We start from the raw sequence: 19,177 nt of genomic DNA on the forward strand, positions 1-19,177 counted from the left end.
TAGTTGCTCGCGACGGTTGCTTTTTGAAGTTTACGAGGCTTCGAAGACGCGCTCCGCGCTGCCGTCCCAATCGATCGAGACTTCCGATCCCGGCGGCAGGCACAGGCGGTTGCCGGGCTCCGAAGCCTGGCGAACGACGATGCGCTTGTCGGGTGCGATCTGCACCGCATGCTCCACGACCGCGCCGAGATAGACGCCGACCACGACCGTCCCCGTGAGCTTGCCCGCCTCCCGGCCCGCGCGCAGGGCCAGCCGTTCGGGACGCAGCGCCATCGTCGCCGGGCCGGAGCGACGGTCGGACGAGAGGAGGAGCGGCTGTTCCCCTCCGAAGGCGAAGTTGCGCTGCCCGTCGACATGGCCTTCGATCAGGTTGCTGCGGCCGATGAAGCTCGCGACGAAGGCCGTTTCCGGTCGCTCGTAGAGATCTTCCTGATCGCCAGTCTGCTGGATGCGACCGTCCTTCATCACGACGAGCCGATCGCCCATGGCCATGGCCTCGTCCTGATCATGGGTGACCATGATGGTGGTGAACCCATGCTCGCGCTGCAGGATGCGGATATCGCGAGCGACCTCCGACCTGAGGGAGGCGTCGAGGTTCGACAACGGCTCGTCGAGCAGGACGATGTCGGGGCGAATGGCGAGCGCCCGCGCCAGGGCCACGCGCTGCTGCTGCCCGCCGGACAATTGCCGCGGCAGGCGGTCTGCGAGCCCGTCCAGCTTGACCAGAGCGAGCATCTCGTCGACGCGCCTGGACGCTTCCGCCCGCCCGATGCCGCGCATCTCGAGGCCGAAACCGATATTGGCCGCTGCCGTGAGATGCGGGAACAGCGCGTAGTTCTGGAAGACGATGCCCATATTCCGCTTATGCGGCGGCAGATCGACGATGCTTCTGCCGGACACCTTGATGTCGCCGCGGCTCGCCGCGACGAAACCGGCGATCATCCGCAGCGTCGTGGTCTTGCCGCATCCGGACGGGCCCAGAAGCGCAACCATCTCGCCCGCCCGCACATTGAGCGAGAACTGATCGACGGCTGCCATCGTGCCGTAGAATTTCGAGACGTTTTCGATGTCGAGCGTGCTCATCGCGCAACCCGCCCGAGATTGGCGAAATTGCCGAGTGCGAACAGGATGGCGCCGATGCCGACGATCTGCAGGACGGAGATCGCCGCGATCAGCGGATCCAGCCGATATTCCAGATATTGCAGGATCGCGATCGGCAAGGTCGACATGCCGGGGCTGACGAGAAACAAGCTGATCTCCAGATTTTCGAAACTGATGATGAAGGCGAAGAAGCCGGAGGCGACGATGCCGTTGCGCATGGCGGGAAGCGTCACGCGCCAGATCACGCGGGGCGGCGAGGCTCCCAGGCTGGCGGCCGCCTCCTCGGTCACGCGATCATGGTTCGTCAGGCTGGCAAGGCAGATCCGGATGACCCATGGGATCGTGATCAGAACATGGGCCAGGACGAGCAGGGCCATGCTGCCGGCAAGAGGCAATTCCGTGCGCAACTCCACGGTGATCGCGAACACGTAGATCGCGAGGCCGATCGCGATTCCGGGAATGGTCAACGGCGCCAGAAGCAGCGTTCCGATCCCTTGCGTGCCTCTATTCCGGTAGCGCGACAGGGCTATGCCGGCTGGGACCCCGAACAGCAGGCTCAACCCGCCCGCCAGCAATGCAAGCTTCAGGCTGGTCAGAAGCGGAGAAATGAATTGAGGAATGCTCGATCCATACCACGCCAATGAATATCCCTGAGGAGGGAAGACAATGACCTTATCGTCGAAAAAACTGACGTAAACCGTCAAGATCAGGGGCGCGAAAACTGTAATTAGACCGGAAACAACCAGAGCCGTTGCTCCGGGTCGCGCCAACCATTCCAGTTTTTCTGTCAATCCGAGCGACGATGCGCTGGGCGCCGTATCCGACATCTTTATCCCCTGTTGGGCTATAGCGTGGACGGGATAAAACATCGCGTCAAATTATTTGTTTGACCGAGTTGATAACGAGTGGGAATGATTTTGCTCGGAGATCGGGTCTCCAAAGGGGCAACTGCTCGATGTCGATGAACCCCCGCCAGCTTCAGGCCTTCTCCGCGGTCATGCGCGCCGGCGGCATCTCTCGTGCGAGCCGGGTGCTGCACCTGTCACAGCCGGCTGTGAGCAAGCTCATCGCGGGGCTGGAGGGCGATGTCGGCTTTCCCTTGTTCAGGCGTGACAAGAAGCGGCTTTCGCCGACGGCCGAGGCTCATATCTTCCTGGCGGAGGTGGATGCGATCCTCAACGGCATGGAGCGGCTGCGTCGCGTATCCGCGGACCTCAAGAACACCCGCCGCGGTCATCTCACCATCGGGACTATCGCCACATTCGGACTTACGCTGCTGCCGGAGATCATTGCGAGCTTTCAGAAGACCAGCCCCGAGACCAGCGTGCATCTGCATGTGCAGACCTCGCCGAAGCTTCTCGATCTCGCTCACACCCAGCAACTGGATATCGCGATCAGCATGCTGGCCTCCGACAGCCCTGCCGTTCAGACCGAGACGCTCATGCAGTGCCGGGCCGTCTGCGTCCTGCCATCAGGACACCGGCTCGCCGGCAAGGATGTGATCGTCCCCCGGGATCTCGAAGGCGAGGCCTTTATCTCGCTTGGAGAGACCGATCGGGTGCGACAGCTGGTGGATCGCGCTTTCGAGCAGGAAAACATCGCGCGGAAGATGGTGACGAGTACCCAGTTCGGGATGGCGGCCTGTGAATTCGTGCGATGCAGCAATGCGGTGACGGTCGTGGCGCCGATGACGGCTCGGGCCTCCGTCAATCGTGATCTGGTGATCAAACCCTTCAGGCCCGAGGTGGTACTGGACATCAAACTGCTGCGTCCGCGGATGAAGCCTCCTTCCTCCGTTCGCGAGAGTTTCTTGAGCCATCTCCGAGACTGCCTGGAACGATGGAATCTTTCGCACCCTTGAATGGGTGTTGAAGGAGATTCAGAAGAACCTCGGGCGCAGATGGGCAGGTTCACGCCGCTCAGCCGACAGACATCGAGAGACGACCATGAGCGGACGTAGCCAGCTCTGGAGGGCGCCGCTGCAGGGGGGCGGCCGCTGGCAGTACGATGAGAATGTTCAGATCCTTTACGACGCCTGGGCCGGCATAAAGCCGGATGGTCAAGGCCGCAGGGGGGCACCGTCAGCGGCGCCATGGGTATCCAACTCAAGACACAGCGTCTCACGGGCGTTTCGAACAACTTCCAGTCTGTCGCGCTGGATTCGGCAAAACTTAGTAGCTTCATATGCCTGTTGATGCCTTAGACACGCCGTCTACGGATGGAGGGAGCGTGAAACATCGGCATCTTGAGGTGTTCAGGGCTGTCATGCGCGCCGGGAGCATCACCGGCGCCGCGCATTTGCTCGGACTGACCCAGCCAGGAGCCAGCAAGCTCATCGCACAGGGAGAGGAGTTGTGCGGCTTCCCCCTGTTCAGCCGCGTCCAGAACCGCCTGGTTCCGACCGAACGGGCCGTTCGCCTGTTCGAGGAAGCGGAACGGCTGTTCGTCGGCATGGAAGAAATCAATCGCCTGGTGGGGCGTCTGCGCAGCGACGGCCCTCCACGTACCGTCGTCGCCGCCATCCCGATGATCGCCCAGGAGATTCTGCCGTTCGCCGCAGCCGACTGGCTCGCGGGTGTCGATGCCCAGCTCTTCGTCACGACGCGCGATGCCGGCGGCGTTCTCGCCATGGTGACCTCCCGCAATGCCGATGTCGGCTTCGCCATGAGCTTTCGCCGGACGCCGGGCGTGCGAAGCCAGCTCATCGCGCGAAGCCGCGTTATGTGCGCCATATCCACCGAGCATCCGCTCGCAGCGAAGGCGATCATCAACCCAACGGATCTGCAGGGAGAACGCTTCATTTCGATCTCGCGGCATGAAGGGCAGCAGCAGAAGATCGACCAGGTGCTGGCGGCGGCATCCGTGAAGCCGAAGGAAGTGGCCGAGATGCCGCTGATCATCGGCGCGGCAGCTATGGCGCGGGCTGGCATCGGCATCACATTTGCCGACTGCTTTTCCGCGCGGCCATGGCTCGGACAAGGCCTCGTGCTGCGCCCGTTCGAGCCGGAAATCCGGTTCGAGTACCATGCGATCTGGATCGATGGGGCACCGCAAGGGCGCAACGTCCAGACGCTTATTGCCGCGATGCGGGCGACCATGCGCGCTCAGTTGCAGAGCTTCGGCAGCGGCGCCTAGCTGCGCAGCGCTCAAGGCCGCACCCCGCGATCTTTGGGCGGTGCAGCGATCCTCGACCATAACCAGAGGCCATGATCCATAACCAACGTCGCGATGGACAAGTGCGCCACGCTTGACCGAATATCATGGCTCTCGAAATCGAAATTCGGCGATTTCATCGAGATCTTGAGGTCAAATTCTCGAACAAGTTAAAGGTTTATCCGGGGCATGAAACGGAAATACCTTGATGTGCGCGAGTTGACGACTTCGCGATCGCCTTGGCATGCCTTGCGGCCAGGGTGAACGAAGCAACGCTGCCGGGCGCGTCACTGCGGTGACGCGATGCACCGTACACTATTCTATCGACCGCCAAAGGCGGCGCAAAAATCGGGGATTGATGGAATGTTCGGGTTCATCACGAAACTTGCCGTCGCGACCACCATGGCCATCTCGACGCTGGCCCTTCCAGCCGCCGCTCAGGATGGCGGCAAGGACATGGCTCGCATCCTCTCGCAGAAGGTCGTGCGCGTCGGCGCGGTCGAGGCGTTTCCGTCCTATCGGCAGGACCTGGCGAGCAGCAAATGGGAAGGCATCTTTCCCGAGACGGTCGAGGCTCTGTTCGGAGCCATCGGCGTCAAAGTCGAGTATGTGCCGACCGAATGGGGCACCGCTGCTGCCGGGCTGCAGTCCGGCCGGTTCGATCTGATCGGCGGCTATTCGGCCACGCCGGAGCGTGCGCTCGCCGTCGGCTTTACCATCCCGGTCGCGCGCGTCGGCGTCGGGCTCGCGGCGGCGACGGCCGAGAAACAGGCTGCGGCCGCGAATTGGGCCGACCTGAACAAGCCGGAGGTGCGGATCTCGCTGGCCGACGGTTCGGCGACGATGCGCATGGTCCAGCGCCTGATCCCCAAGGCGACCTATGTCGCCGTGAAGACGGAAGATGCCGCGATCCTCGAACTCGAAAGCGGTCGGGTCGACTATTTCGCCAGCACGGAGTCGAGCCTCTCGCGCTATGGCCAGGCCCGCAAGAATGTGCATGTCGGCTATCCCAAGCCCGAGATCGGCCAGAACTCGACATTCGCCCTGCGCAAGGGCGAGCACGATTTCCAGGAATGGCTCAACGTCTCGCTCGGCGCGCTGATCGCTGACGGCACGATCCCCGGCATCCGCGCCAAGTTCCTCAACCCCTCGAAATGAGGTTGCTCCCGGCCGTCCGGGACAGTGAAGAGGAGATCGGTCTTTGACGCTGCTGGCGATCCGCGACGTTCACAAGTCCTATGGCGCGCTCGAGGTTCTCAAGGGCATCGACCTGACCGTGGAGGCCGGTGAGATCGTTGGCTTCATCGGGGCCAGCGGCTCGGGCAAGTCGACGCTTCTGCGCTGCATCAACCACATGGAGGCGCCGACGCGGGGCGAGGTTCTGCTCGAGGGCGAGACCGTCGGCGTGAAGAAGGTCGGCGACAGGCATGTGCCGCGCTCCTCGGCCGAACTCAGTCAGCAGCGCCGCAAGATGGCGATGGTGTTTCAGCACTTCAATCTCTGGCCGCACAAGACGGCGCTGGAGAATGTGATGGAGGGACCTGTCGTCGTCCAGAAGATCGAGCGCGAGAAGGCCAGGGCAAAGGCTCTTGCCGCACTCGCCCGCGTCGGCCTCGCGGACAAGGCGGATTCCTATCCGAGCCGCCTGTCGGGCGGTCAGCAGCAGCGCGTCGGCATCGCCCGCGCGCTGGCATTGGAGCCGCAGATCATCCTGTTCGACGAGCCGACATCGGCGCTCGATCCGGAACTCGTCAACGAGGTCCTCGCCGTGATCCAGGGGCTCGCCAACGACGGCATGACGTTGATCATCGTGACGCACGAGATGCGCTTCGCCCGCGATGTCTGCGACCGTGTCGTCTTTCTCGACAAGGGCAGGATCGCGGATATCGGGCCCCCCTCGCACATCTTCGGTGCGACAGCGAATGCCCGAACGCAAGAATTCGTCCGCAACTACTACGGCTGAACGCGACGCCGGCGGCTTTGCCGCGGCCGCAAGACGGGCGGGACAGATGGAATACGACTGGAACTTCGCGATCGTCTGGGACTACCGAGCCGTCCTGCTGAGGGGGTTGCTCTACACCGTCATGCTCGCTGCGATCACGATCGTCACCAGCATGATCCTGGGCCTCGTCCTGGCGCTGCTGCGCGGCAGCAAGGTCCCGTTCGTCTATCCGGTGATCTCGACCATGATCTCGGTCGTCCGGGCGGTGCCCGTGCTCGTTCTGCTGGTCTGGATGTACTACTGCCTGCCGATCATCACCGGGTTGAAGCTCGAGGGCTTCACCACCGTGGTGATTGCGCTGTCCATCTACAGTTCGGCCTTCTTCGCCGAGATTTTCCGCGGCGGCATCCAGTCGATCGACCGTGGCCATATCGAAGCTGCGCAATCGGTCGGCATGACCCGCGGACAGGTCTTTCAGCGGATCGTCGCGCCGCTCGCTTTCCAACGGATTTTCCCGCCGCTGGTGAACCAGTGCATCCTGGTGCTCAAGAACACGACGCTGGCCGGTTACGTCGCCGTCCCCGAGCTCCTCTATTTAGGCCAGCAGATCAGCGTGCGGACCTTCAGGCCGCTCGAGCTGCTGACCGTCGTCGCCGTGCTGTTCGTCGTAACGATCGTACCGCTCACCCTGGCCGCCGAATACTTCGAGAAGAAGTACCGCGAGAAATACTTCAGGTAGGATCCATGCAACTTCGTGACGAAACGGTCGTCGTCGGCGCAGGCGTCGTCGGCATGGCCATCGCTGTGCGGCTGGCACGCGCCGGAACCCAGGTGGTCGTGCTCGATCCGCTGCCGCCCGGAGGGCGGGCCTCCTTCGGCAATGCCGGAATCATCAGCCCCGCCACCGTGATGCCGATGTCCGGACCCGGCGTCCTGCGCAAGGTGCCGGGCTGGATGAGCGATCCGCTCGGGCCGCTCTTCGTGTCCCCCCGGCATTTCCCACGCGCGCTGCCGTGGCTGCTGCGCTACATCATGGCCGGACGGCCGGCGCGGGTGCGCGGCATTGCCGCCGCGATGCACTATCTGCACCGCGACTGCGTGGCGGATTGGGAGCATCTGCTCGGTTCGGAATTCGTGGCCCGCAACATGCGCTTCCATGGCGGGCTGCAGCTCTGGTCGGGCCCGGGCAACGCCAAGGCGGCGGCGCTCGGCGCCGAGATCCGCAAGCGCTATGGCATCGAAGCAGAGGCGCTGTCCGGAGACAGGCTGCGCGAACTCGTGCCCGACGTCACGCCGGCGATGAAGACAGGCCTGCTGGTGCGTGGCGGCGGCTATACGCTCGACCCGGCCGAAATCTCCGCGCATCTCGTCGAAGAATTCATGCGCCTGGGCGGCCGGATCGTCCAACGCTCGGTCGAGCGTATCCATCGGGAGGCGCCGGGTCGCATCTTACTCGCCACCAACCTTCATCCCATCGAATGCCGGCGCGTCGTCGTTGCAGCCGGCATCTGGTCGGGCAGGCTCCTGGCCCCGCTCGGGATTCGCATCCCGCTCGAGGCGGAGCGCGGCTATCATGCGACCTTGCCGAACCACAATGTGCGGCTCGAGCATTCGATCGGCTTCAAGGATCGCGGCTTCTCCGTCACGCCGATGCGCCAGGGGTTGCGCGTCGCCGGCACGGTCGAGTTCTCGGGGCTCGACACCCCGCCGGACATGCGGCGCGCGCAAAAGCTGGTGAAGCACGCCGCCGAGCTGTTTCCGGGCATCAAGCACGACGAGCCGCTGCTCTGGTCGGGCTTCCGCCCGTCGCTGCCGGACAGCCTGCCCGTGATCGGCCCGGCCACCGCCGATGGCGATGTCGTGATGGCTTTCGGGCACAGCCATTACGGCATGAGCGGCGCCCCCGGCACGGCGCGCGTCGTCGACGACATCCTCCATGGCAGGCACCGCGAGGAGCATGCCATGTTCAGCCATCACCGTTTCTGACAGGAGCACTCCCATGGAAATCCAGCGCAAGCTGATCGAGAAGCGCTACAGCAAGATCTCGATCTACAATGGCGTCGCCTATTTCGCCGCCACCCCGGACCGTCCCTTCGATACCTCGGAAAGCGTCGTCACGCAGGCGCGCCAGATATTCGCACGCGTCGAGGAGCGGCTCGCGGAAGTCGGCTCGACCAAGGCCGACCTCCTGTTCGTCACCATCATTTTGTCGGACAAGCGCTATCTCGCTGAATTCAACGAGCTCTGGGACGCATGGGTGAGCGACATCACCCCGCCCTCGCGCGCCTGCTTCTTCGCCGAACTGACCAATCCGGACATGAAGGTCGAGTTCGTCATGCAGGCGCGAGCACGACAGTAACCAATCGCGGCGCCGGGAGCAGACTCCGGCTCCTTGTCCGAAAGCGGACATCGAGTGGCGTCACGATGCAAAGAGCCCATCCGGCCAGGCATCCAGATGCAGCGACGACGGGACGGAACATTGGCGTTGCGGCCTCCCGGGGGCGCTGCGGCAAGGGCCGGATGTTTGACTTACGTCATCCACACCGGAGAGACGTTCGTATCGAGTGGAGCGATAGGCCGGCGAATGCGGCGGTAGGGTATTGCGGCGGCATCGGGCGGATAGGGGCCGCCGCAATTCACGAAAATCACATCGGCGGCGATCGGCGCGAAGGCTGTGTGAAAATGGCTTGCGGATTTCACCACGACGATCTTTTTCTTCGAGAGTTCTATCCCGAGCAATTCGAAGACAGCGGGGTGGAACGTCTGGGCGCGTTTGCTTGCCAGCACCACATCCAGTTTGCCGAGCCGTACCGAGGCCGCGGCCCCCAGCGAGACCCGGCTCTCTTGAAACGGAATGACAAGATCGCGTGTGGTCGCGACGACCTCGATTTCAGCATCGACGGGCATGCCCGAACTCGGCGCCGCCTTGCCACCGAAGCGCAGATGTAGGCGCGCACCGGACCCCGCCGCCAGGCAGAACGAGACAGCGACCGGATCCCACAGAGCCCCGACCGCGGCATCGATGTTCGTGCGCTCGCGCAGCGCGTGAACAAGGAACGTGCTGTCGCCAGCCACGCCGCCACCGGGATTGTCCCAGCGGTCGGCAAGCACGACAGGCTGACCGGCCACAGCGAGGGCCATGTCGATCGCCTCGGCCGGATCGGGCATATACGGCATGCGGTTGGCGCCGAAAGCAACGATACGGGCACCAAATTCGGCCGCCACGGATCGGCCCATTTCCGGCGCATCGTCACTGATCACGACGACCTTGGTGCCGACGTCGTGGACGTCCGCCGCCGGAAACCCGTGCACGACGGAGATGCTCAGCACGCCGTCCCTGCCTTCACGGGCGATCATGTCGTCGACAAGGGACCTGCCAGGTTCGCGGCTGGTCAGAAAGTTCGCGATGGCGCGGCAGTCGAGGACACTCACAACTGGCGTGATTTCCTTGCGGGCGGCGCGCAAGGAAAGATCCACCATATCTTGCGCGCGCTCGTAGAAATCGCTGTGCGGCACCTCCTTGAAGGTGACCAGGATCGTGACCGCGTCGATCATCGCCTGTGTGAGATGGCAATGGGGATCGAGTTCGACCCCGATCACCGCATCCCCTCCTGCGATGGCGCGGGCCTGAGCAAGCAGATCGCCCTCGCAATCGTCGTAACCCTCGGCGATCATCGCGCCATGCAGGCCGAGAAGCACCACGTCGACGGGCATCGCGGCGCGCAGCTGGTCCAGGATTTCGTCCCGCAACCCCTCATAGGCCTCCCGGGAAACCAGGCCCGCAGGCTCGGCCCAGGCGGCCGTCCCCTCGATCAAGGTGAACCCCTGCTCACTGGCGCGTTTGCGGGCCGCGACAAGGGGGGCGGAACAGAGAGTGGGCGTCTCGGGGTGCTCACCCGGCGGGGCGTAGAACGCATCTTCGAAGGCGCCGCGGTCGATGCGAATTGGCGAGAAGGTGTTCGTTTCAGTCGCCAGCGAAGCGACAAAGACCCTCATGACTTGCTCTTTCTGCGGCCTGACGGCGCCGCCAGCGGAATGCGCAGATCGGCGAGGCTGTTCTTCGCCTCGCGCAGGCGCTCGAAAAGCGCCGGCCCGCCACGGAGAGCCATTGCTGTCGCGATGATGTCGATCAGCACGGCATGGGCCACGCGCGACGTCATCGGCGTGTAGATTTCGGTGTTCTCATGCGCGTCGATCTCGAGGACGATGTCAGCCGCAGCCGACAGCGCGGTATTTGGCCGGGTGATGGCGATGACCGTGGCGCCGCATTGGCGCGCCTTCAGCGCCATCGCCTCGATGTCGCGCACCATGCCGGTATGGGAAAAGCAGAGCGCCACGTTGCCCTTGCGCAGCGTGGCGGCGGCAAGGCGCTGCAAGTGCGTGTCGTCATACGCCACGACCGGGATGCCGAAGCGCATCAGCTTGTGCTGGGCTTCCATGGCCAGGATGCGTGCCGCTCCGGCACCGTAGCAATCGATGCGGGTCGCGTCGGCGAGGATGTCGACGACCCGCGCAAGCACCGCCTGGTCGATGGAACGTCGCAGCATCGTCAACGCGTAGATCGAGGAATCGACAAGCTTGTCGACGATCTGGTCGAGCGGGTCGCTGGAGGTGACTTCGCTGTGAACATAAGGCGTCCCGGCGACGATGCTCTGTCCGGTGCGCAGCTTGAGTTCAGGATAGCTGGCCAACCCCATCGTACGCACGAACCGAAGCACGGTCGGCTGGCTGACACCCACCTCTTCGGCCAATGTCGCGATCGACATATGGATGACCTTGTCCGGCGCATCGAGCACAAACTCTGCCACTCGGCGCTCGGATGGCGAAAGCTCGGCCCTGCGGGCGGTCAATATGTCGAGGAAGCGGTCGTCGCCTCCCGCGTGACCATTTCCCGGCGCTTCACCTGTCATCATGCCCTTCCCCTACTCGAGCGCGAAAGCCTTCCACCTTGATGCAGGCTCCCAGCGGGAGGGTCTCGACACCAATGGTGGTGCGGCTATGCCGGCCGAACGCGCCCATGACTTCCACTATCATATCGGATGCACCACTCATCGCAGTCCCGGGCGCGACGAAGTCCGGATCGGCGTTGACGAAGTCGCCCGACGAACGCATGTCGCGATCCGGTCGGGCAACCCCAGCACCAGCCTTCCATGGGCGAGGGGCAGCAGCCGGCAGAGGCGCGTAGCAGCATACCCGTCTGCTTCCGTAATTTTACTCCCTGGATTGTCTCTATGGCTTCGGGGAGCTTCCCGTCCGGGACCACGCAGAGCTGCCCGGAGCCGTACAGCAACGTTGCGATGACACTGTCAGATGCATAATTTCCTTTTAATTCAAAAGTATCCTGTGCCTTGATGCAGCCCGATCAAACGAATTTCGATGCGAGAGACGCTGATCAAAACGCCCGTCTCCACGCCATGGTCGTCATGGTGGCGGCCCATCATCTGACGGCCTCAGCCCTTCCTACACCGGTTCCGGACGCGTTGACGAGACCATTTCCGTAATTTATCTACATCGCGCTCGGCGAGCGCCGATGCCCTTGCAGGACGCCGCGATGCTCGTACCTTGCCCGTCTGCTGTTTCGATCGATCCGGTATCCGGCCGCCCGCGCCTCGCCATGGCTCGCCTGCCGACGCCTTTCGAACCGGCGCCCCGGCTGGCCAAGCATCTCGGCGTCGCCTCCGTTCACATCAAGCGCGAGGACATGGCCGGCTATGCGCTCGGCGGCAACAAGCTTCGTCAGCTCGACTTCATCCTCGCCGAGGCGATCGCAGCCGGAGCCGACATGCTGATTGCGACGGCCGGCAGCCAGTCCAACTTCTGCCGGTCGCTGGCCGGGGCAGCCGCCAAGCTGGGCCTCGGTTGCCACCTGCATGTGCGCGCCAAAATGGGCACGGAGCTTGTTGGCAATCTGCTCCTGGACGACATCTTCGGGGCGGAGGTCACCTTCACCCAGGAGACCGACCCATGGCACCCCGCCATCAAGGATGAAATCGAGGCGATCGCCGATCGTTACCGCAAGCAGGACCGGTCGCCCTTCGTCGTGCAGCTTACGGGCGTGAGTGCCAATGTCGGTGTCGCAGGCTGGATGTCGGGTGCCGCTGAGCTCCGCGAGGATTTCAAGGCGATCGGGCGGATCCCCGACAGCGTCGTCGCGGTTTGCGGTTCCGGGCTGACGGCCGCCGGGCTGGCGCTCGGCTTCAAGCATCTCGGCGTTCCAACCAGGGTCATGGGCGTCAGCGCCCAGCAACCGGAGGCGCGACTGCGCAAGTGGATCGTCGAGACCGCCAACATTGCCGCCGCGTGGATGGGCATCGAGACGCGTCTCTCGGGGCAGGATTTCGACATCGTCGACGGAGAGATCGGCCCAGGCTACGGCATTCCCTCCGACGCGAGTGTCGCCGCAGTCAGGACCGCTGGCCGGCTCGAAGGGCTGGTGCTCGATCCCGTCTATACAGGCAAAGGCATGGCCGCCCTGATCGGTGCAGCTGAGAAGGGTCTGCTCGGCAAGGCGTCCTCCATCGCCTTCCTGCACTCCGGTGGCACGCCGGGGCTGTTCACGCACGCATCCGCCTTTGAACGGGCGGCCCACCAATGAAACGCGGCGTCTCGGGAGCAGGCGGCCCCGCCCGGCTGGAGGTCGAACTCGATCGGCCGGGGCGCCACGTCGGCGCCCTCTTCGTTCCGCACTCGCACGACCGCTCCGCCTATGGTCGTATCACGCTTCCGGTGATCGTGGTCAAAGGCGGCGACGGGCCGACATTGCTGTGTACCGCCGGGCTGCATGGCGACGAATACGAAGGACAGTTTGCGCTGTCGCGTCTGGCCCGGACACTCGATCCGGATCGGCTGCGCGGGCGTGTCATCTTGCTGCCGGTGGCCAATCCCGCCGCATCGGCGGCGGCCACGCGCACGTCCCCCATCGACCGCGTCAATCTGGCTCGCTGTTTTCCGGGCCGGCCGGACGGCCTGCCTACGGAACAGATCGCGGATGGCATCTTCCGGCTGCTGCTGCACTTGGCAGATTGCGTGGTCGACCTGCATAGCGGCGGTGGGACGCTCGACTATCTGCCATGCGCTTTTGGGCGCCTGCCCGCGGACAGTGCCCTGGCAAGGCGTGTGCTGGATCTCATGCTGGCCTTCGGCGCGCCCCATGCGATGGTGATGCGTCACCCCGAAGCCAGCGCGACGCTGGTCTCCGCGGCGCTGGAGCAAGGCATCCCCGCCATGGCGACGGAGCTGGGCGGCGGCGGATGCGTAACCCCCCGGACCGTCGAGATTGCGCGGGTCGGCATCGAGAACGTTCTCGCTCATCTCGGCATGATCGATGCTGTCGCAACACCGTGCGCGAAGGCACGCCTGCTGGCCATCGAGCCGCGAGGGTTCCTGCGTGCGCCGGGGCGTGGGGCCTTCGAGCCTGTCCATGCTTTGGGCGAGACGGTGCGAACTGGCGAAACGGCCGGGTGGCTGTGGGATTTCGAGCGCGCCGACCGCGCGCCCGAGCCGTTGCTGATACCGGACGATGGCGTGGTCGTATGCCGCCGCGTGCCGCCTATGTGCTCCGCCGCCGACGTGCTTCTTCATCTTGGCCGGGATACGACCCGCGCCGACCTGCTCGGCGTTGCCTAAGTGGGAGGGAAGGGGAGGCCTTGGCCTCCCCTTCCGCTTCATTTCAGAAGTGTCTGTACGCGAACGGTCAGATCATCCATCGCCCGCTGCGGCGTCTTCATGCCCAGTACCGCAGCTTCGGCTTCTTCCTTGAAGAAGTCGGCGGCGCGTGCCGCTTCGTTGAAGGCAGGCAGCGGCACGCGCGAAACGGCGAGGACCCGCCGCTCGTCCTGCGCATAGGGCAGCGCTTCGATGATGCGTGGGTCATCATAGGTCGAGTTGCGGACCGGCCCGTTTCCGTTGAGGGCTGCTCCCAGCGCCGCCTGTGGAGAAGACATCCACTTAACGAACTTCCAGGCCAGGTCCTTGTTTTGGGAATTCTTCGGGATCGCCATGCTCCAGAACTCGACCTTGGCAGGCGCGACATCGTACTTTCCCAGCAATGCCTTCGCGACCGGGAAGAACGTCGTCTTGATCTTGCCGGCGGCCTGCGACTTCTTGGGGTCGTTGTAGAGCCCGTTGCGGCTCATCGAGCTCATGGCCATCGCGGCGCGGCCGGTCTGCATCCAGGTGTTCGCGTCCTCCGCCTTCATGCCGGTGAGATTGCGCGGCACGGCGCCCGCCTCGAAGAGCTGCCGAATGGCGGTCAGCGCCTTTACCATCGGCTCGGAGTTGGCGACGACCTTCATGTCGGGGGTGATGAAGTCGGCGTCCCAGGCGCGGGCAAAGGCGATCACCTCGGGATAGGCGACACCGGGCAGGATGAAGCCCACGGCCGGCGTGCCGTCGGGCCGCTTCCTGGTGCACTTCTTGGCTATGTCGATGAATTCCTCGATCGACTTGGGCGGGCCGGAAACCCCGCATTCGGCGAAGATTTCCTCGTTGTAGTGCAGCCCGGTCGAAGCATGGCGGAACGGCACGGCAAAAAGCTGCCCGTCGAAGGTCACCGCCTTCACAAGGCCGGGAAAGATGTCGTCGAATTTCTCGATCGGGTCGCTCTTCATGTAGGCGTCGAGCGGTTCGAACAAGGTCGTGACGCGCGGCGTCGCATAGGTGTTGAGCAGGAAGGCGACATCGATCGTCGACTGATCGAGCGAGGCTTCGCGAAACACGCGATCGTGCAGCGGCCCGGTCTCGAACGTGGCCCAATTGATGCCGACACCGTTAGCCGCCGTGAAACCTGCCGTGACATCGCCGCCGGCGGTGCCATTGGACACATTCTGCAGGACGCGATGGGCAAACACATTCAGTTGCTTGCCCTGCGCGAACGCCTGACCCGCCGCATAAGGCACGGCATAGGCGGCCGCCGCCCCGGCGAAGAAATGCCGTCTCGTCAAACGCATTTGTCCCCTCCCTTGTTTGTTCGAATTTCGCTGCGTCTAGAGTCGTTGCGTCAAGACGCAGGGCGCGAAACCCTCTTTCGTCCCATGTAGAATAATTACAGAATTTGGCGCAGCACAATCGCATAGTCACGATGGCAGGTCGAATTTTTTATATTTACTACATAGGCCGCTTCTGCCTCCACCGGGGTAGGCGCTGCGCCATCCAAGAGCGGTACGCGGTAGCGAGCTTCTCGAAAGTGATGAGCAGATGGTGCCAGCATTCTGCCGTTGGAGCCATGAATGTCGACAGGAAGCTCGCACGGCGCCCACGGCGGCAGCTCGGGCTTATATGAGAGCAGCTCCGTTATATCATCGCGCTCCGCCGAATGGCGGATCATGCGCGCTAATGCGGCCGCGCTGCGCTACAAGCAGACGTTGCGCGCCCGCCAGATAATGGGCCTTGTCGAGCCCTCACCTCAAGCTGGAAACAGAGCCTCTTTCGGCAATGCGGAAACGCTCGAGCCGAACATTTTCCATCTCGGATCCATTCTCAATGGCATCAATGAGTTCGTTCGCAGCCAGGCGCCCCAGCTCCTCGAACGGGAACTGCACGGCTGAAATGGCTGGCACGTGCATCAGCGCGAGCGGGCTGTCGAGAAGCGAAATGACGGAAAGCTCGTCCGGCACCTCCAGCCCGATCGATCGCGCTCCCGCTATCATCCCTGAGGCAATCGTCGTGTTCGCGGCGCAGACCGCGGATGGCGGGGCCGCGCTGGCCACGTAGATCCGCTTGAAGACCTCTGCCGCCTCGGCCCAGCCATAGTTGCACTCGCCGATGAGCTGTTCATCAGGCACGAGCCCGCAGCGACGAAGCCCCTTCGTGAAACCCTCCAGGCGCTTCTGTCCGGCATATTGGTGCAAGGGTCCCGATATGAAGGCCAGGCGCCGATGCCCGAGCATGACAAGGTGCTCGACCACCTGTGCGGTCGCCTCGACATAGTCGACGATGATCGAACCCTGATGACCTTCGAGTTCGCGATTCACCAGGAGATGCTTGATCGAACGGCGGCGCAACTCGTCGACCAGGCCGGGATCGCTGATGGTCGTGACGAGAACGCCGTCGACGCCCTTGCCCTCCACGAGCCGGCGATAAAGCGCCGTGTCGGGCTGGTCCTTGTCGGCGAGCGAGATGAAGAGCGAATACCTTCGCTCGATCGCGGCCTTCTGCGCGCTGCGTATGATCGTGCCGAAAGCCGGATTGTCGATTTCGGGCACGACGATACCAAGCGCGTAGGTTCGCTTGAGACGCAACGCGCGCGCCCGGGTGTCGGGCCGATAGCCGAGCTTCGCCGCGGCATCGAGCACGCGCTGCCGTGTTTCCTCGCGGATCGTCAGCGTGGCTTCGCCGCTCATGACCCGGGAAGCCGTCGACCTGGCCACGCCCGCCGCAGCCGCAACATCATCAAGGCGCGGAACGAGAACACCCTTCCGAAACTGCTCCGGCACGCGTTTTCCTCGCCCGTTGCCCCTAGTCCGCTCTATCGCAGATGCGAGACGTCAACTCAGGGTGAGCAAGCATGGAAGCCATGCGCTTGACAATCGGCAGGCCGGCTTCATAGGGTTAGGAAATCGATTTCCTTTTCACTTACCGCCGAGTTATCCCATGCTTCTCGTACCTGGCGTTATGCTCCGGACCGACCCGGCCGGCGTCGCTTCACCCGTGGTTTTCGACGTGCCGAGAAGCGGAACCTGGTACCCTTGCGATTTCCGCCCGGACGCAAGCTTCCAGGATGTGCATCGCTCGGTATCGATGTACCTGCACGAGCTCTACAGCGTCGTTCCGACGGCCGGGGCGACGTTGCTCTATGCGCTATTTCCCAACGCCTATATCGACGCGAACCGCCACGAGACCGATGTCGATCCGGAGCTCCTCAGCGACGAATGGGCAGGCCCCGGGATCCTGAATCCGACGGTCAAATCCAAGCTCGGCATCGGCCTGATCCACAGCGCCGCCGGTAACAATTCTCTCTATGACGGCAAGCTTACGGCGGCGGACGTCCGCAACCGCATCGAGAACTACTTCCTGCCCTATCATGACGAGCTCGCCCGGATCATCTCCGAGCAGCGGAAGGCTTCGCCGGCCAGCTACCACATCAGTTGCCACAGCATGGCTTCCATCGGCGGCCGGTCCACGCTCGATGCAGGCTCGCCGCGATCGGACATCGATATCGGCGACCTGAACGGCAAGAGCTGCTCCCCGGAGCTTTCCAAGCTGGTCGAGGAAACCTTCAAGCGGCACGGCTATCGCGTGACCTCCAATTTCCACTACGCCGGCGCCGAATGCGTGACGCGTCATGGCGATCCGGAGAGCGGCCGCCACAGCCTGCAGATCGAGGTCAACCGCAAGCTGTACATGGACGAGGAAAGCCTCACCAGGAATGCGGGCTTTTCAGAGCTTCAGAAGGCTATCGCCGACCTCGCCGGCGCATTGAAGGAATTCGCCGCTCATCGCGGCTGAGACATTCCAAAAAAAGAAATGGGGACGAACATGAATAAGCTACTTGCTGCAACTCTGGCGATTCCTTGCCTGGTGTTGTCCCCATCGGCCGATGCGCAGGTCAAGGACAGCCTCGTCGCGACGCTGAACAGCAACGTCAACAGCCTCTACCCGGGCCGCGGCACGACGGCAGAGGAGTACAATGTCGGCGTCCTCCTCTTCAACGGCCTGGTCCGCATCTCCGAGGACCTCAAGCTCGAACCGGAGCTGGCGACCTCCTGGACCGCCAATGCCGACGCGACGGAGTGGACCTTCAAGCTCCGTGACGGCGTGAAATTCCACAATGGCAAGCCCTTCTCTGCCGAGGATGTGATCCACACCTTCGCGCTGCTTGCGGATCCGCAACTGGCCTCCCGCGCACGCTCGACCGCCGAGATGGTCAAGACGATCGAGACGCCCGATCCGCTCACGGTGAAATTCGTGCTGCATCAGCCTTACGGCTCCTGGCCGGAAATGCTGATCGAGCGCCATCTCAAGATCGTGCCCAAGGGCGTTTCGATGGACGACATGCTCGTCAAGCCGATCGGCACCGGCCCGTTCAAATTCGAGTCCTATACGCCCGGCGACAAGCTCGTCGCGGTCAAGAACGCCGACTATTGGGAGGATGGCCTGCCGAAGTTGAAGCAGGTCACGCTCCGCATCATGCCGGAGGACGCCGCCAAGATCGCGGCGCTGAACGCCGGCGACATCGACATTCTCTGGAACGTGCCGCTTGAGGCCATCAAGGAGTTGTCGGCGTCGCAGGCGATCAAGGTCGATCCCGTGCCGACCGGCACCTGGGACGGCATCGTCATGAAGAACGACCTGAAGCCGTTCACGGATGTGCGCGTCCGGCAGGCGGTGCTGAAGTCGCTGGACAAGGCGCAACTGGTCCAGTTCGCGCTGTTCGGCCAGGGTGCGCCCACGCACACGCCGATTCCACCCAACCACCCCTTCTTCGACGCATCGCTGCCGCTGAAGCCCGACGTCGCCGGCGCCCGGAAGCTTCTTGCCGAGGCCGGATATCCCCGCGGCTTCGAGATCACGCTCAACGTGCCTGTCGGGCGGCCGACCCGCGAGCGCGCAGCCGTCGCGATCCAGCAGATGCTGAAGCCGGCGGGCATCAATGTGAAGCTCGAGCGGGTGCCGTACAGCCGCTGGGGCGCAACCGTCGCGGGCAAGGCCCCCTTCTACATGGACGGCTATCTGTCGCGGCCGACGATCGATACCGCCACCTATCCCTGGTACCACTCCAGTGGCTCCTGGAATAAGCAGATGTGGAACTTCAAGAGCGAACGGATCGATGCCGTGCTCGACAAGGGCCGGCTGGCAACGTCGGAAGACGAGCGCAAGGAACAATACAAGCTGTTCCAGAAATACGCTGTCGAGGATGTGCCGGGTGCCGTGATGTACGTCATCAACTTCGCCACCGCCTATCGCAACAACCTCCAGGGCTACAGGACTCATCCGTATTCCTGGATGGATTTGCGCCGCGCTCATTTCTAAGACGCATCCCGG

19 protein-coding genes are annotated in these 19,177 nt (G+C 63.5%); 11 read left to right on the forward strand and 8 right to left on the reverse strand.

The annotated features are described in order from the left end of the window. Positions 1-30 precede the first annotated feature (30 nt). Together BLQ70_RS10100 and BLQ70_RS10105 are read right to left on the reverse strand one after the other, a co-directional pair. Complete coding sequence (locus BLQ70_RS10100) at positions 31-1,083, reverse strand: ABC transporter ATP-binding protein (protein WP_091856861.1); 1,053 nt, start codon at positions 1,081-1,083, stop codon at positions 31-33. Beyond that, a complete protein-coding gene (locus BLQ70_RS10105) occupies positions 1,080-1,928 on the reverse strand; it encodes an ABC transporter permease (RefSeq protein WP_170843369.1) in 849 nt (282 codons plus the stop codon). Before BLQ70_RS10105 ends, BLQ70_RS10100 begins: the two co-directional genes overlap by 4 nt. Before the next feature lie 128 nt (positions 1,929-2,056). On the opposite strand from BLQ70_RS10105, the gene BLQ70_RS10110 reads away from it, so the two are divergent. The 7 genes from BLQ70_RS10110 (at position 2,057) to BLQ70_RS10140 (ending at position 8,555) form a co-directional block, all read left to right on the forward strand. Continuing rightward, on the forward strand, positions 2,057-2,962 hold the full coding sequence (locus BLQ70_RS10110) for a LysR substrate-binding domain-containing protein (protein ID WP_091856863.1): 906 nt from the start codon (positions 2,057-2,059) through the stop codon (positions 2,960-2,962). Positions 2,963-3,330: 368 nt separating this feature from the next. Continuing rightward, a complete protein-coding gene (locus tag BLQ70_RS10115) occupies positions 3,331-4,236 on the forward strand; it encodes a LysR substrate-binding domain-containing protein (protein WP_170843370.1) in 906 nt (301 codons plus the stop codon). Positions 4,237-4,617: 381 nt separating this feature from the next. After that, positions 4,618-5,412, forward strand: a complete 795-nt coding sequence (locus tag BLQ70_RS10120) for a transporter substrate-binding domain-containing protein (RefSeq protein ID WP_170843371.1) — start codon at positions 4,618-4,620, stop codon at positions 5,410-5,412. 43 nt (positions 5,413-5,455) lie between these two features. After that, complete coding sequence (locus BLQ70_RS10125; protein ID WP_280140798.1) at positions 5,456-6,217, forward strand: amino acid ABC transporter ATP-binding protein; 762 nt, start codon at positions 5,456-5,458, stop codon at positions 6,215-6,217. Between the two features lie 46 nt (positions 6,218-6,263). Further along, the gene (locus tag BLQ70_RS10130; RefSeq protein WP_170843372.1) at positions 6,264-6,935 is read left to right on the forward strand and encodes an amino acid ABC transporter permease; all 672 of its coding nucleotides are present in this window, start codon (positions 6,264-6,266) and stop codon (positions 6,933-6,935) included. Positions 6,936-6,940: 5 nt separating this feature from the next. Next, positions 6,941-8,182, forward strand: a complete 1,242-nt coding sequence (locus BLQ70_RS10135) for an NAD(P)/FAD-dependent oxidoreductase (protein ID WP_091856867.1) — start codon at positions 6,941-6,943, stop codon at positions 8,180-8,182. Between the two features lie 13 nt (positions 8,183-8,195). Further along, positions 8,196-8,555: a RidA family protein gene (locus BLQ70_RS10140; RefSeq protein ID WP_091856868.1), complete on the forward strand. Its 360-nt coding sequence runs from the start codon at positions 8,196-8,198 to the stop codon at positions 8,553-8,555. A gap of 170 nt (positions 8,556-8,725) precedes the next feature. Here BLQ70_RS10140 and BLQ70_RS10145 read toward each other — a convergent pair whose 3' ends face one another. The 3 genes from BLQ70_RS10145 to BLQ70_RS10155 are packed head-to-tail and all read right to left on the reverse strand — an operon-like array spanning position 8,726 to position 11,308. Continuing rightward, positions 8,726-10,192: a M81 family metallopeptidase gene (locus BLQ70_RS10145; protein ID WP_091856869.1), complete on the reverse strand. Its 1,467-nt coding sequence runs from the start codon at positions 10,190-10,192 to the stop codon at positions 8,726-8,728. Further along, on the reverse strand, positions 10,189-11,109 hold the full coding sequence (locus tag BLQ70_RS10150) for an SIS domain-containing protein (protein WP_091856870.1): 921 nt from the start codon (positions 11,107-11,109) through the stop codon (positions 10,189-10,191). Before BLQ70_RS10150 ends, BLQ70_RS10145 begins: the two co-directional genes overlap by 4 nt. Beyond that, positions 11,096-11,308, reverse strand: a complete 213-nt coding sequence (locus BLQ70_RS10155) for a RidA family protein (protein ID WP_091856871.1) — start codon at positions 11,306-11,308, stop codon at positions 11,096-11,098. The genes BLQ70_RS10150 and BLQ70_RS10155 overlap by 14 nt, the downstream gene beginning before the upstream one ends. 502 nt (positions 11,309-11,810) lie before the next feature. On the opposite strand from BLQ70_RS10155, the gene BLQ70_RS10160 reads away from it, so the two are divergent. Both BLQ70_RS10160 and BLQ70_RS10165 read left to right on the forward strand, forming a co-directional pair. Further along, positions 11,811-12,791, forward strand: a complete 981-nt coding sequence (locus BLQ70_RS10160; RefSeq protein WP_244511990.1) for a 1-aminocyclopropane-1-carboxylate deaminase/D-cysteine desulfhydrase — start codon at positions 11,811-11,813, stop codon at positions 12,789-12,791. Beyond that, positions 12,788-13,822, forward strand: a complete 1,035-nt coding sequence (locus BLQ70_RS10165) for a succinylglutamate desuccinylase/aspartoacylase family protein (RefSeq protein ID WP_091856873.1) — start codon at positions 12,788-12,790, stop codon at positions 13,820-13,822. The genes BLQ70_RS10160 and BLQ70_RS10165 overlap by 4 nt, the downstream gene beginning before the upstream one ends. Positions 13,823-13,860: 38 nt before the next feature. On the opposite strand, the gene BLQ70_RS10170 is transcribed toward BLQ70_RS10165, so the two are convergent. The 3 genes from BLQ70_RS10170 to BLQ70_RS10175 form a co-directional block, all read right to left on the reverse strand. Next, positions 13,861-15,144, reverse strand: coding sequence for an ABC transporter substrate-binding protein (locus BLQ70_RS10170; RefSeq protein WP_091856874.1), 1,284 nt, complete (start codon positions 15,142-15,144; stop codon positions 13,861-13,863). Between the two features lie 95 nt (positions 15,145-15,239). Further along, positions 15,240-15,521, reverse strand: coding sequence for a hypothetical protein (locus tag BLQ70_RS25290; protein WP_139163513.1), 282 nt, complete (start codon positions 15,519-15,521; stop codon positions 15,240-15,242). Between the two features lie 73 nt (positions 15,522-15,594). Further along, positions 15,595-16,629: a LacI family DNA-binding transcriptional regulator gene (locus tag BLQ70_RS10175; RefSeq protein WP_091856875.1), complete on the reverse strand. Its 1,035-nt coding sequence runs from the start codon at positions 16,627-16,629 to the stop codon at positions 15,595-15,597. A 61-nt stretch (positions 16,630-16,690) separates the two neighbouring features. Here BLQ70_RS10175 and BLQ70_RS10180 point away from each other — a divergent pair, with 61 nt between their 5' ends. Continuing rightward, the gene (locus BLQ70_RS10180) at positions 16,691-17,641 is read left to right on the forward strand and encodes an N-formylglutamate amidohydrolase (protein ID WP_170843373.1); all 951 of its coding nucleotides are present in this window, start codon (positions 16,691-16,693) and stop codon (positions 17,639-17,641) included. A gap of 30 nt (positions 17,642-17,671) precedes the next feature. Then, positions 17,672-19,165: an ABC transporter substrate-binding protein gene (locus BLQ70_RS10185; RefSeq protein WP_170843374.1), complete on the forward strand. Its 1,494-nt coding sequence runs from the start codon at positions 17,672-17,674 to the stop codon at positions 19,163-19,165. The last annotated feature ends 12 nt before the right edge of the window (positions 19,166-19,177 follow it).

Source organism: Allobosea robiniae (assembly GCF_900102525.1).
Taxonomy (GTDB): Bacteria; Pseudomonadota; Alphaproteobacteria; order Rhizobiales; family Beijerinckiaceae; genus Allobosea; species Allobosea robiniae.

Excerpts from the sequence above, each read along its gene's own strand:
- BLQ70_RS10100 (WP_091856861.1), bottom strand. The coding sequence starts at position 1,083 with ATGAGCACGCTCGACATCGAAAACGTCTCGAAATTCTACGGCACGATG.
- BLQ70_RS10105 (WP_170843369.1), bottom strand. The coding sequence starts at position 1,928 with ATGTCGGATACGGCGCCCAGCGCATCGTCGCTCGGATTGACAGAAAAA.
- BLQ70_RS10110 (WP_091856863.1), top strand. The coding sequence starts at position 2,057 with ATGTCGATGAACCCCCGCCAGCTTCAGGCCTTCTCCGCGGTCATGCGC.
- BLQ70_RS10120 (WP_170843371.1), top strand. The coding sequence starts at position 4,618 with ATGTTCGGGTTCATCACGAAACTTGCCGTCGCGACCACCATGGCCATC.
- BLQ70_RS10130 (WP_170843372.1), top strand. The coding sequence starts at position 6,264 with ATGGAATACGACTGGAACTTCGCGATCGTCTGGGACTACCGAGCCGTC.
- BLQ70_RS10135 (WP_091856867.1), top strand. The coding sequence starts at position 6,941 with ATGCAACTTCGTGACGAAACGGTCGTCGTCGGCGCAGGCGTCGTCGGC.
- BLQ70_RS10140 (WP_091856868.1), top strand. The coding sequence starts at position 8,196 with ATGGAAATCCAGCGCAAGCTGATCGAGAAGCGCTACAGCAAGATCTCG.
- BLQ70_RS10145 (WP_091856869.1), bottom strand. The coding sequence starts at position 10,192 with ATGAGGGTCTTTGTCGCTTCGCTGGCGACTGAAACGAACACCTTCTCG.
- BLQ70_RS10150 (WP_091856870.1), bottom strand. The coding sequence starts at position 11,109 with ATGATGACAGGTGAAGCGCCGGGAAATGGTCACGCGGGAGGCGACGAC.
- BLQ70_RS10155 (WP_091856871.1), bottom strand. The coding sequence starts at position 11,308 with ATGCGTTCGTCGGGCGACTTCGTCAACGCCGATCCGGACTTCGTCGCG.
- BLQ70_RS10160 (WP_244511990.1), top strand. The coding sequence starts at position 11,811 with ATGGCTCGCCTGCCGACGCCTTTCGAACCGGCGCCCCGGCTGGCCAAG.
- BLQ70_RS10165 (WP_091856873.1), top strand. The coding sequence starts at position 12,788 with ATGAAACGCGGCGTCTCGGGAGCAGGCGGCCCCGCCCGGCTGGAGGTC.
- BLQ70_RS10170 (WP_091856874.1), bottom strand. The coding sequence starts at position 15,144 with ATGCGTTTGACGAGACGGCATTTCTTCGCCGGGGCGGCGGCCGCCTAT.
- BLQ70_RS25290 (WP_139163513.1), bottom strand. The coding sequence starts at position 15,521 with ATGATCCGCCATTCGGCGGAGCGCGATGATATAACGGAGCTGCTCTCA.
- BLQ70_RS10185 (WP_170843374.1), top strand. The coding sequence starts at position 17,672 with ATGAATAAGCTACTTGCTGCAACTCTGGCGATTCCTTGCCTGGTGTTG.